General features: G+C 66.5%; 10 protein-coding genes. 9 read left to right on the top strand and 1 reads right to left on the bottom strand.

Annotation, left to right across the window (positions count from 1 at the left end):
• The first annotated feature begins 21 nt into the window (after window positions 1–21).
• The gene (locus C4B30_RS27725; RefSeq protein WP_105133190.1) at window positions 22–1,587 is read left to right on the top strand and encodes a GMC family oxidoreductase; all 1,566 of its coding nucleotides are present in this window, start codon (window positions 22–24) and stop codon (window positions 1,585–1,587) included.
• Window positions 1,588–1,681: 94 nt separating this feature from the next.
• Here the strand turns inward: C4B30_RS27725 and C4B30_RS27730 are convergent, their stop codons facing one another.
• Window positions 1,682–2,662 (bottom strand): helix-turn-helix domain-containing protein, encoded by a 981-nt coding sequence (locus C4B30_RS27730; RefSeq protein WP_105133191.1) that lies wholly within the window; start codon window positions 2,660–2,662, stop codon window positions 1,682–1,684.
• A gap of 176 nt (window positions 2,663–2,838) precedes the next feature.
• On the opposite strand from C4B30_RS27730, the gene C4B30_RS27735 reads away from it, so the two are divergent.
• From C4B30_RS27735 to C4B30_RS27770, 8 genes are all read left to right on the top strand, one after another.
• A complete protein-coding gene (locus tag C4B30_RS27735) occupies window positions 2,839–3,372 on the top strand; it encodes a 2,4'-dihydroxyacetophenone dioxygenase family protein (RefSeq protein ID WP_105133192.1) in 534 nt (177 codons plus the stop codon).
• Window positions 3,373–3,390: 18 nt separating this feature from the next.
• Complete coding sequence (locus C4B30_RS27740; protein WP_105133193.1) at window positions 3,391–4,695, top strand: MFS transporter; 1,305 nt, start codon at window positions 3,391–3,393, stop codon at window positions 4,693–4,695.
• A gap of 1 nt (window position 4,696) precedes the next feature.
• Window positions 4,697–5,818, top strand: coding sequence for a 2,3-butanediol dehydrogenase (locus tag C4B30_RS27745; protein WP_105133194.1), 1,122 nt, complete (start codon window positions 4,697–4,699; stop codon window positions 5,816–5,818).
• Entirely contained in the window at window positions 5,796–6,518 is a 723-nt protein-coding gene (locus C4B30_RS27750; RefSeq protein WP_105133195.1) for an SDR family NAD(P)-dependent oxidoreductase, read from the top strand. The genes C4B30_RS27745 and C4B30_RS27750 overlap by 23 nt, the downstream gene beginning before the upstream one ends.
• 175 nt (window positions 6,519–6,693) lie before the next feature.
• Window positions 6,694–7,785, top strand: coding sequence for a porin (locus C4B30_RS27755; protein ID WP_105133196.1), 1,092 nt, complete (start codon window positions 6,694–6,696; stop codon window positions 7,783–7,785).
• A 515-nt stretch (window positions 7,786–8,300) separates the two neighbouring features.
• Entirely contained in the window at window positions 8,301–9,581 is a 1,281-nt protein-coding gene (locus C4B30_RS27760) for a hypothetical protein (RefSeq protein ID WP_158683534.1), read from the top strand.
• Between the two features lie 82 nt (window positions 9,582–9,663).
• Entirely contained in the window at window positions 9,664–11,784 is a 2,121-nt protein-coding gene (locus C4B30_RS27765) for a LodA/GoxA family CTQ-dependent oxidase (protein ID WP_105133198.1), read from the top strand.
• Between the two features lie 33 nt (window positions 11,785–11,817).
• Entirely contained in the window at window positions 11,818–12,978 is a 1,161-nt protein-coding gene (locus C4B30_RS27770) for an NAD(P)/FAD-dependent oxidoreductase (RefSeq protein WP_158683536.1), read from the top strand.
• Window positions 12,979–13,133: the final 155 nt, after the last annotated feature.

Below are 13,133 nucleotides of genomic sequence, written 5' to 3' on the forward strand. Positions count from 1 at the left end.
ACAGCAAGGAGAAGAAGCGGGATGGAGACGTACGACCACATCGTCGTCGGCGGCGGCTCGGCCGGCTGCACGGTTGCGCACCGGCTCGTGAAGGCCGGCCGGCGCGTGTTGCTGCTGGAGGACGGCCCGAAGGACGACAGCCTGTTCATCCGGATTCCGGCGACGTTCATCCGCGTGCTCGGCACGCAGCGCACGGTGACGTTCGAAAGCGAGCCGCAGCCCGGCGCGGCGGGACGCAAGACCTACGTGCCGCAGGGCCGCACGCTCGGCGGCGGCAGCTCGGTCAACGCGATGCTGTACGTGCGCGGCACGCGCGAGGACTACGACGACTGGGCCGCGCTCGGCTGCACCGGCTGGGGCTGGGACGACGTGCTGCCCGCGTTCAAGCGCGCCGAATCGCATCTGCGGCTGTCCGAGCCGTATCACGGCACCGACGGGCCGTTGAAGGTCGGCGACACGCGCTTCCGGCATCCGCTGAGCCTCGCGTTCGTGAAGGCCGCGCAGGAAGCCGGCATCGCGTACAACGACGACTTCAACGGCGCCGCGCAGCATGGCGTCGGCTTCTATCACACGACGATCTTCGATGGGCAGCGCGGCAGCACCGCGGCCACCTATCTGGCCGACGCGATCGCCGATCCGAACCTGCGCGTGCTGACCGGCTGCCGCGTGACGCGCATCCGGTTCGACGGCCGCCGGGCGAGCGGCGTCGAATGGCGCACCGCGAGCGGCGCATCAGGTTCGGCCGCCGCGCGCGCCGACGTCGTGCTCGCGGCCGGCGCGTTGAGCACGCCCAAGCTGCTGATGCTGTCGGGCATTGGCCCCGGCGCACACCTGCACGCGCACGGCATCGACGTGCTGCACGACAACCGCGACGTCGGCGCGCACTACCAGGATCATCTCGAGGTATCGATCTACGGCCGCAGCGACGCGCCGATCAGCCTGCTCGGCGAGGATCGCGGGTGGAAGGCGTTGCGGCACGGGCTGCAATGGATGCTGTGCCGCTCGGGCCTGCTGACGTCGAACGTCGTCGAATCGGGCGCGTTCGTCGATACGACCGGCAGCGGCCGCCCGGACATCCAGTTCCACGTGCTGCCGACACTCGTCGGCGACGTCGATCGCGAACCGCTGCCCGGCCACGGCCTGTCGATCAACCCGTGCCTGCTCCGGCCGCGCTCGCGCGGCTCCGTGCAACTGCGCGGCAACGATCCGGCCGCGCCGATCCGGTTCGACAGCGGCGCGCTGTCCGATCCGGCCGACGTCGAGGGCCTCGTGCGGGGCGTCGCGCTCGCGCGGCGGATTCTGCGTGCGCCGTCGCTCGCGCGCATCGTTCGCGAAGCCGAGACGCTGACCGATGCCGCGCTCGCCGACTACGTGCGGCGTCGCGCGAAAACCGTCTATCACCCGGCCGGCACGTGCCGCATGGGCAACGACGCGCACGCGGTCGTCTCGCCGCGTCTCGCGGTGCAGGGCGTCGACGGATTGCGGATCTGCGATGCATCGGTGATGCCGCGCATCGTGTCCGGCAACACGAATGCGCCGACGATCATGATCGCGGAACGCTGTGCGGAATTCATACTGGCGGAATGACGCGATGCGCATGCACCGCGGCGCGCCGCGCTGCGCCGAAACCGAAAGCGGCGCGTGATGCATGCGCCGCCGCCAAACCATCGGAAAACCGGCATCACCCCCCGGCCGCACGCACCGCATCGCGCAGCGCCATCGGCGACGCGCCGTAGCGCTCGCGAATCGCGCGGCTGAAGTGCGCCTGACTCGAAAACCCCCAGCGAAATGCGATCTCGCCGATGCTCGTCCTGCGCAGCCGCGCATCCGTCAGCTCGCGATGCGCGTGCGACAGCCGTTCCGACCAGATGTGCTGCGTGATCGACTCGCCTTCGGCCGCGAACAGACGGCCCAGATGCCGCAGCGACAGCCCGACCGCCTCGGCGACGGCCTGCGGCCCGAGTTCCGGCTCGCCGAGATGCGTCGCGATGTACTGCTTCGCGGTCAGCAGATACGACAGCGACGCGCGCGACGCGCCCGCGCCGTTCACTTCGGCGTCGATGAGCTCCGCGATCAGCGTGCGCGTGTGCTCGGCGAACCGCGTGGCGTCGCGCTCGACCGGCGTCTTCATGAATCGCTCGACGCTCGCGCGCAACGTCGCGCCGAGCATCGCGCCCGCGCCCGGCTTCGGCGCGATCCGCAGCGGCAGCGCGGCGAGTGCCGCATCGAGCCGGTCGTCGAACGCCGTGATCGGGATATCGATCAGCAGTTGCCGCATCGGCGTCAGGAATCCGAACAGATACGGCACGCGCGTGTCGTAGACGACGACATCGCCGGCTTGCGCGAGCAGGCACCGGTCGCGCTGAATGAAATACGCGCGCCCGCTCACGATCTGGCACGCGAACAGCGACTCCTTCGGCAACTGGCGCACCAGTGCGGGGCTGCGTTCGATCACGTGATCCTGCCCGCTGATGTCGGCGATGCCGAGGCCCGGCAGCGCGATGTCGGTCTTCTCGACTTCGAGCCCGGCCGGCGACAGCGACGAGCAGCGCAGGCCGACCAGCGTCGCCGCATTGAACGCATCCCAGTACGCCATCCGGTCGCGCGCCGGCACGTCGGCCGTCGAGCCTCGCGTGCGTGAAAAAACGGTCGAATTCGTCACGTCGCCTCCTGCTGGCGCCTGTCGTGCGGAGCGGCACGGATTGGGGGATGGTCCGTCTGGATTTGGTGCGATGCAATGTCCGGCGCGGTCAAGCAATTCGTCCAGCCCAGTCAAGAGCGGCGCGCACCGGCTGGCTAAAGTCGAGCCCACGACACCCATAAACAAGGAGACGCACCGTGGTCGACCAAGCCGTATCCGAATTCTGGCAAAACATCCCGGCGATTGCCAATCCGTTCAAGCCCGATGCGCTGCCCGAAGCCTACATCCCGAACGCGGCCACCGACGACGAACGCTATTACGTTCCGTTCACCGAAACGGTTTCGTCACGGCCGCTGTGGATCTCGCCGTCGCAGAACAAATGGTGCGACATCCTGATGGCCAAGGAAGCCGGGCTCGTGAACCGGCACTATTACCCGCACGAGGTGTTCGCGTATACGCTTTCGGGGAAATGGGGCTACCTGGAACATGAATGGACCGCGACCCGCGGCGATTTCGTGTACGAGACGCCGGGCGAAGGCCACACGCTCGTCGCGTTCGATCATCCCGAGCCGATGCGCGCGTTCTTCATCGTCAAGGGTCCGCTGATCTGGCTCGACGACGCGGGCAATCCCGACAGCTACTTCGACGTGCATTCGTACATCGCGATGTGCAAGGCGCATTACGAGAAGGTCGGCCTCGGCGCGCAAGCGATCGAGAAGCTGTTCCGCTGACGCACGGCGAGGCTCGCGATGACTTCCCCTTCCTCCTCCCGACCCGCATGGACGTACGAGAACAGGCTGCTGCTGATCCTGTTCATGACGTTCGGCTTCGTGTTCTTCGACCGCCTCGCGCTGTCGTTCCTGTTTCCGTTCATGTCGGCCGAGCTGCACCTGACGAACACGCAGCTCGGCATGGTGTCGTCCGCGCTGGCGCTCACGTGGGCACTGTCGGGCGCCGCCACCGGCGCATGGTCCGACGCGCGCGGCACGCGCAAGCCGCTGCTGATCGCAGCCGTGCTCGGTTTTTCCGTGTGCTCGGCGCTGTCGGGCCTCGTCGGCGGCTTCGCGAGCCTGATCGCGTTTCGCGCGCTGATGGGCATCGCCGAAGGCCCCGTGCTGCCGTTGTCGCAATCGCTGATGGTCGAGAGTTCGACGCCGAGCCGCCGCGGGCTGAACATGGGCCTGCTGCAAGGCTCGGCCGCCGGCCTGCTCGGCGCGATGATCGGCCCGCCGGTCGTGATCGGCATCGCCACCGCATACGGCTGGCGCGAAGCGTTCTACGTGTCGTGCATTCCGGGCTTCCTGATCGCGTTCTGCATCTGGCGCTGGGTGCGCGAAGTGCCGCCCGGCGGCGTGCGCCACGCGCAGGCCGATACCGCCGCGGTACCGGCCGCCGGCGGCGCGGCGGTCGGCCGCTGGGCGCTGCTGAAGGAACGCAACATCCTGCTGTGCGTGCTGATCAGTTGTTTCTTCCTCACGTGGTTCGTCGTGATCATCTCGTTCGCGCCGGTGTTCCTCGTGGAAAGCCGCCACCTGTCGCCGTCCGACATGGGCGTCGTGATGACCTGCCTCGGCGCCGCGTGGGTGTTCTGGGGCTTCGCGGTGCCGGCGATCTCCGACCGGATCGGCCGCAAGCCGACGATGATCGTGTTCGCGCTGATCGCGGCCGTGTGCCCGGTCGTGCTGATCCACGTCGGCTCGGTCTGGGCGCTCGGCGCGCTCGTCTTCGTCACGTACACGGGCCTCGGCTGCTTCACGCTGTTCATGGCGACGATCCCGGCCGAAACGGTGCCGCCGCGCGCGATCGCGAGCGCGCTCGGGCTGATCATGGGCGCCGGCGAGCTGATTGGCGGCTTCGTCGCACCGACCGTCGCCGGCTTCGCGGCGGACAGGTACGGCCTGCAGTTCGCGATGTGGACGTCGACCGCGGGCGCGATCCTCGCGTGCGTGCTGTCGTTCGGCCTCGTCGAAACCGCGCCGGCCGTGCTGCGCAAGCGCGCGCTCGCGGGCGCCGCGGCCGGCCGCCTCGATCCGCAGAACCTCGGAGGACGCTGACATGCGCGCACTTCAATGGCATGGCCCGCGCGACGTCCGTCTCGTGGAAATCGACACGCCGCGCGTCGGCCCCGGCGACGTGCGCATCGCGGTCGCCTATTGCGGCATCTGCGGCAGCGACCTGCACGAATACGCGGACGGCCCGCACGCGATCCCCGTCGACGTGCCGCATCCGCTGTCGCGCCGCACCGCGCCGCTGACGCTCGGCCACGAGTTCTGCGGAACCATCGTCGAAGTCGGCGAGGACGTGACGGCACTGCGCACGGGCGACCGCGTCGCGGTCGAGCCCGAGTATCGCTGCAGCCAGTGCGCGTACTGCCGCTCGGGGTCGTACAACCTGTGCGTGTCGATGGGCTTCGCCGGGCTGATGGGCGACGGCGGGATGGCCGACTTCGCGGTCGTGCCGGCCTACATGCTGCATCGCCTGCCCGACGGCGTGAGCCTCGAACAGGCCGCGGTGATGGAGCCGGCCGCCGTGGCACTGCACGCGCTGCGGCGCGGCGAACTGCGGCTCGGCGAGACCTGCGCGGTGTTCGGGCTCGGGCCGATCGGCCTGCTGCTGATCATGCTCGCGAAGCTGCAGGGCGCGACGACGATCGTCGCCGTCGACGTGTCGCCCGAACGGCTCGCGGCCGCCACGCGCTTCGGTGCGACACATGCGTTCGATGCGCGCGGGCTCGATGCGTCGGCGTTGCAGGACGCGATTCGCGCCGCCACGGACGGGCTCGGCGTCGAGACGAGTTTCGAAGCGGCCGGATTGCAGGCCACGTTCGAATCGGCGATGCGGGCGCTGCGCAAGGGCGGCCGCGTCGTGATGGTCGGCCTGATGCCGCACGCGGGTTTCGACGCGTTTCGCGCGGTCAACGACGAGCTGACCTTCACCGCGAGCGTCGGCTATCGGCATGCGTACGAGGACCTGCTGCGCATCGTCGCGTCGGGCGCGCTCGATCTCACGTCGATCGTCACCCGCACCGTGTCGCTCGAAGACGCCGTGGCCGACGGCTTCGATGCGCTGCTCGCCGATCGCACGCAGATCAAGATCCTCGTTTCACCCGCGCAGCGGCCGGCCTGCCGCACGCACATCATCGGGAGCGTCGAACATGAGTCGTCAGTGGGCGTTTGAAGGCAAGACCGTCGTCGTGACGGGCGGCACGTCGGGCATCGGTGCGAGCACCGCCTGGCGCTTCGCGGAAGCGGGCGCGTCGGTCGTCGCGCTCGGGCTCGACGTCGCCGGCCCACATGCGCCCGTGCATCCGCGCGTCCGGTGCATGGAGCTGGACGTGACCGACAGCGACGCGCTGACGTACACGATCGCCGCGTTGCCGCGGCTCGACGTGCTCGTCAACGGCGTCGGCATCAGCCGGCACGCGGACGAATACCGGATGGATCAGTTCGAGCTCGTGCTGAACGTGAACCTGACGTCGGTGATGCGCGCTTCCGACGCCGCGTTGCCGGCACTGTCCGCGCACGGCGGCAGTATCGTCAACGTCGCATCGATGTATACGTACTTCGGCAGCAAGGACCGGCCCGCGTACAGCGCGAGCAAGGGTGGCATCGCGCAACTCACGCGCTCGCTCGCACAGGCGTGGGCCGATCGCGGCATTCGCGTGAACGCGGTCGCGCCCGGCTGGATCGACACGCCGCTCAGCAGCGGCCTGATGGCCGATAGGCAGGCATCGCGGCAGATCCTCGATCGCACGCCGCTCGGGCGCTGGGGCACGGCCGACGAAGTCGCGGAAGTGATCCTGTTCCTGTGCTCTCCCGGCGCATCGTTCGTCACCGGCGCGATCGTACCGGTGGACGGCGGGTATTCGACGGTCTAGCAACCGGCGCGTCGCGGCAGCGGCGAAAGGCTTACGCCGACGCCGCGACGCGCCATTCGATTCCGCTTCATCAGGACCATGCCGAGACCCATCCGCTTCGGCACTCATCATAACAATCAGTAGTCCCATTAAAAATATCCGACCCGATCGGAAACATGTGAGGAGCACATTGGAGATGACGAAAAAGACCCTTCTGGCACTCGCGGCCTGCACGATCCCGGCTGCGTCGTTCGCGCAAAGCAGCGTGACGATGTTCGGGCTGATGGACGCCGGCATCAGCTACGTCAGCAATCAAGGCGGCCACGGCAGCGCGAAATTCGACGACAACATCTTCTTTCCGAACCTGCTCGGCTTCGAAGGCAAGGAAGATCTCGGCGCGGGCACGCGCGCGATCTTCCGGCTCGTCAATCAGTATTCGCTCGGCAACGGTTCGATCATCGGCGGCGGGTTGTTCGCGCGCACAGCCTACGTCGGGTTGCAGAACGACCGGTACGGCACGCTGACGCTCGGCAACCAGTACGAATTCATGGTCGACTCGCTGGCCGCCAGCGGCAACGAGATCGCGCAGGATCTCGTCGGCCTGTACGGTTTTCGTAACGGGCCGTTCGACAAGCTCGCGTTGCCGAACAATCCGACCGGCGCGTTCGACTGGGATCGTGTCGCCGGCAGCAATCGCGTCGCGAATTCGGTCAAGGTCACGAGCCCGTCGCTGGCGGGCCTGACCGTCGGCGCGCTGTACGGTTTCGGCAACGTCGCGGGGTCGGTGGGCGCGAACAACACGGTCAGCGTTGGCGCGAGCTACGACAACGGCCCGTTCGGCGCGGGCGTGGCCTATACGAACCAGAAATACGGCGCGGCCGACGGACTGCCGCCCACCAGCGTGCGCAACTGGGGCGCGGGCATGCACTACACGGTCGGCACGGTCACGGGGAAGGCGCTCTTCACGACCGTGCGCAATGCGCAGAACGGCGCGGGCGCGTGGTCGGCGGAAGCCGGCGCCGCATGGCATCCGTCACCTGCCTGGGTGGTCGGCGCGAGCTACACGTACATGAAGGGCAACGACACGCTCGACAACGCGCATGCGCACCAGTTCCTGGCGGCCATCCAGTACTGGCTGTCGAAGCGCACGATGGTGTATGTCGCAGGCGTGCATCAGCGCGCAAGCCACGGCTCCAACGCGCAGATCAACGGCGTGATGGATGCGAACGGCGCATCCAGCGGCGCACTGCAGTCGATCGCACGGATCGGGTTCAGCACGCGGTTCTGACCACTGGCGGCCCCTATCGCCGATCCCGTGGCCGGGTCGGCTGACGCCGGTGCTTGAGGGTTATTCGGCTGTCATGTCGCGTTCTCCGGGATGACGGTCGAGATTCCCGGAAAAACTGGCCGCTCACGAAGCGGCTCATCGCTTCCCTTTCGGTTCAATGGCCCGTATCGGCGGCACAGCGCGCGACGTGCCCGCCGGCGTAATCGAGTGTAATTGATTCGACCACATCCCCCATCTAGCCTTGGATTCGAACGGGGACTGCCCGATCAAACGATGACGGCGCCGCGCAGCCCGGCAGGCGGCGGCCCGCTTTCGGCGCAACTCGTGCGTCATGAACCGGAACGCCCGGACGCGGCGGCATGCGCGATCCGGAACGACACGTCGTCGCTCTATTTCCAGTACCGATGAAGCGATCCGATCGCTTCGCATTGCGACGCCCGCGGCAAGGCAAGCGCAATGCGTCGAACCGTATCCGGTGTCTTGCCCCACTGACCATTGAACGAGCGGAGAAAAGCATGAAAAGCCTTGGCACTTGCGTGGCGATCGCCTTGATGAGCTGCTGCGCCGGTTTCAGTCAAACCGCGGCGGCACAAACGTGCACGGCATTCGACACGTGGTTTACGTCCGCCGGCATCACCGAGCCGGATTACAGCAATCCCAATTTCGCCGATCCGCAAGATCTCAAGAACGAAAACTGCAACTTCCACCGATTCTCCTGGCATGCGTTCCTGTGGCTCACCGACAAGCTGAATGGCGCGCCCCGCTTCACCAGCCTGTATTCCGACGCGGCAATCGACCCGAACGCGGCGGCGCCCACCGAGCACGTACTCGACGGCGTGCAACAGGCGGATTCGCTCGGCATCGTAGTCGACCAGAACGGCCGCGCGGTCTACACGAACATGTACATCAATTCCATTTATCGCGATTTCGCGATCGCGAATCGGTTGTACACGCGTGCGGGCATGAAGAACGCATCACCCAAGCTGGAATTCACGACCGGTGCGCTGTCGCTCAAGGCAGCGTGGAAAATCGTCGGTGCGAACGAAGACACGAGCCGCTTCTATACGACCACCGCGAAGATCCAGCTGCTCTCGAAGGTGGGCAATTCCGTCGGCATCCCCCCGCAACCCAGGACCGCCACCGTGAAGGTCGCGCTGGTCGGATTCCATATCGCGTGGGTCGTTCAGGGGCATCCGGAAGCAATCTGGTCGACGTTCGAGCACGTCGACAATGCGCCCGACTTCAAATCCGACCAGCAGCCGTCGCAGCCGGTCTCCGACAAGTCATTCACCTTCTACAAGGCAGGCACCAAGGCCTCGGATTGCAACGTCAACAATGCGTCGCGGGTGACGATCGACGAGAAGACCCAGATACTGAGCCCGATCACGCAGGTGTGCCGGCAATACCAGTACGGCGGGGCAGATATCAAGACAAACCAGCCCAACATCGAGCAACTCAACAGCGACATCCTGGCCCGTCTGGTGAAGCGCAATTCCATCTGGCAGTACTACAGGGAAGTGGGGGCGGTCTGGATCAAGGATCCCGACGAGCCGTTCCGCCCCGACTGGAGTCCCAACGTCGACCCCGCGCCCATCCGCGGCACACCGAAACTGTCGAACTCGGTCATCGAGACCTTCACGCAGAACCAGGTTTCGAAGCATCAATGCTTCAGCTGTCACAACTCGATGGCCGTCACCGACACCAACGACCTGACACTGATGCTGCCGGGCAAGGAAATCAGCACCAGCCACATCCTGCTGCGCAAGTACATGAACAACCCGCAGATCCAGCGATAGCGCCGGCACGGTTCCACTTCAGTCCACCCGTGCAGGACGGCGACATCCTGCGCGACCGCCATCGAGCTTCCAGAGGCCCGCCATGTCAAACACGAAGTTACGTATCCATCCCGCTATCGGATTCGCGCGTGTCGGTAGCAGCCAGGAGTACTACATTGCGCCGGAGACCTCGGCCGGGCTGCCGATCGCCGGGCAAGCCCTCACGGGAGGGCTGCCGATCAAGCCGGGCACGGAAAATACGCCGATCACCAGCAGCGATCTGCGCGACGCCCAGGGGCGCCTCAAGCGGCAAGCAGCACGCTTCAGGATCTATCAGTACGACGACGCGACGTTGACCCGCTATCCGTCCGGGTCGGGCACTGAAGTCGTGATCGGCTCGTCGGTCGACGGCAAGGTCGTGAAGGACATCGTGTGGACCGTGCACCTCGCCAACAAGAAGGCCAACTGCTGGGTGCTGGAGTCGACGCCCGCGGGACTGCCCGCCTACGAGAACGACAAGCATCCGCCGATCCGCAACGCGGGTTTCGCGTCGACGTCCGATCCCTCGAACCCGACGCGGCTGCAAAAGCTCGTCATCGATGCGGGGCCGCGCGCGATCAAGGCATCCGCAGGCGGAACGGTCGCGTTCGACAAGAACACGAGGGCGAGCTACGGCTCATCCTCCGGCGACGTGGTCGACGTGCCGCGTTATCCGATCTCGTTCCCCGCGTCGAACGTGGCGAGCTTGCCGCCCGCATCGGGATGCACGCCGATCACCACGCTCGGCGCGATGACCACGGAGCCGAACGGGCGCCTGCTCGTGCTGGGCGCATTCGGCCTTGCGTGCGGGTTCGACGCCAACGGCCGCGCGACCGCCGACGCCGCGCTGGGGCAGGATGTCGACAACGACAACTGGCTCGACGATACCGGCGACGGCCCGGTGACCGCGTGGATCGTTTTCAGCGACGGCTCCGTGCGCGCCGCCGACAGCAGCGCGTGGGTGGTCTCGACCGATCCGGCATACGCGCCCCAGACGAGAAACGTCGTGACGCTGTGGGACGAAATCCTGACCACCTGGATCGAGACATTCATGCTGCGGCCCGACATCCACAACGGCCTCGTTTACCGGGACGACTTCCGGCCGTCCTTCGACGAGCACGTTTTCCCGATCCTGCGTGCGGCGTCCTTGCAGATGTGGAATACCAATTTGCCGGCCAAGGCCATGAAGAGCCACGAGAATATCGACCAGCTGACGGCCGCCAAACCGCCCTTCAACATCATGTCGTTCATTCGGAGTCCGCATCCGAATTCGCCGTCGTCGACGGTCGGCTCGCCGCTGATGCCGCTCGCGCTGGGCGACAACCAGAGCAGCTTCCTGACCCTGACCGACGCGCAGTATTTTTTCGTTCAACAATGGGCGAACGGCATGTCCGAGCATGCCACGCCGGCGTCGTACGGCCCCGGCGAAGCGCTCGACAGGATCGTGCTCTCGAACTGCCTCGGCGGGCGTCTCAGCCCCGGCATCGACCTCACGTTCATCGTCCGCGATCCCAACCTGTACAACCCGAGCTGGTCGGCCGATCACGCGGTCGGGCCGGTGGTCGGCCCGTTCCGCATCAACATGCGCAAGCTCGACTACACGACCGCCAGCGCAAACCAGCCGTTCCTCGGTGTCGGTTATTTTCCGCGGCGCGACGCCAAGGTCGAGCCGGGCGACCTGTGCAAGTTCATGTCGATTCCATGGCACACCGACTACAACTCCTGTTCGACGCACCTGCCCTCGCCCAATCCGGGCGGCGAGATCAATCCCGACGGCAGCAACGTCTACAGCGGCGTGAACACGACCTTGTACTGGTCCTGGCCCGCGCAACGGCCGGTGGCCGTCTACACCTACGACGACCTGGTCGCGAACCACGGCGAGCTGCCCGCGCAGCGTTACTCGTTACGCGGGGAAGGCACGGCCGCCATTCAGCAGGATTCGACCAGGGAATTCAACGCGCCGCCCATGAATGTCGGGCGCTATCAGCATCGCCCCGACTTCCTGCTCAACTGGGACAAGATCGGCTTCGTCATCCAGGGCGTGGCGATCGACCGATACGACAGCAGTTATCCGCCGAACTACTACCTCGAAGTGCAAAGCCTCTTCAAGCGGGACTACAGCAACCTCGTTCAACCGTGGCCCAACACCGTGACCGACCCGCTCTTGCCGCCCGATAACGGCTGAGGTCGCGAGATGCACGCCGAACGGGCCACGCAGATGCCGACCATCGAACGACCGGATACGCCGTCGCCCGGCCAGGCCCGCTACCGGGTCGCGGTGATCGGCGGCGGGCCGGCGGGCAGCAGTTGCGCGCTGGCGTTGGCAAGGGCCGGCATCACCGACGTCCTGGTCGTCGAAGCCGGTTCCTATGCCGACGCACGGATCGGCGAGAGCATTCCGCCGGAGAGCCGGATCCTGTTCCGGCGCCTCGGCATCGACGAAGCCTTCGTCGCGCAGGCGCACGAGCCCTGCTACGGCAGTTGCTCGTACTGGGGCAGCGACAAGCGCGGCTATAACGATTCGGTGCTGAGCCCGCACGGGCATGGCTGGCATCTCGACCGGCGCAGGTTCGACGCTTTCCTCGCGTCGCAAGCGCGCGCCGCGGGCGTGGAATTGCTGACCGGGCATGCGCTTGTGGCTTCCGGGCCGGGCGACCCGTCCGGGTACATGTTGAGCCTGGGACGAGCGGCACATGTCGCGTCGCGGGTCCAGGCGGATTTCGTCGTGGACGCCAGCGGCGCACGTTCGGTATTTGCCCGGCAGCGCGGCGCGACACGACTCGATTCGAATCCGCTGATCTGCATTGCGGCTAGGCTCGCGCGGCCGGACGCCGGCGCGCCTGCTTCGATGCTGACTCACCTAGAGGCGGTCGAGCATGGCTGGTGGTATCTCGCGTCCGTCCCCGGCAATACGGTCGTCGTCATGTTCGCCACGCATGCGCAGGCAGTCCGGACGATGCGGCTGCATCAGCCGGAACCCTGGCATCGCATGCTGCGTGCCGCGCGGCGCACCTGGCAGCTCGTATGCGACCTTGGCCTGGATCTGCTGGATCTGCGCCTGAAATCGCATCCCGCGCCGTCCCAGCATCTCGACCGGCTGTACGGCGATCACTGGCTGGCAATCGGCGATGCGGCGTCGGCCTATGATCCCATCACCGCTCAGGGCATCATCAAGTCGCTATCGCATGGCGTCGCGGCGGCGGAAGCGATCCAGAAACGGATGGACGGCGATCCTGATGCACTGGACGCGTTCTCGCGGATGGTGCAGGCGCAATACCGGCACTACCTGCAGATGCGGCATCACTTCTACAGCCTCGAACGGCGTTGGCCGGAAGCGGATTTCTGGCGGCAGTGCACCGAGTCGTCGAACCTCGGATGACCTGCGGCCGCGACACGGTCGTCCTGTATCGGCACCGTCACGCACCGAGCGCCGAGTCACACGTGCACTGTAACCACGTGTAATCGATTCGCAGACCAAATCTTCGTACGCTGTCGATACTCTCCCGCGCGCCCGATTGCTCCGCAGGCGTCGCT

It is taken from the genome of Burkholderia sp. BE12 (assembly GCF_002959955.1).
Classification (GTDB): Bacteria; Pseudomonadota; Gammaproteobacteria; order Burkholderiales; family Burkholderiaceae; genus Burkholderia.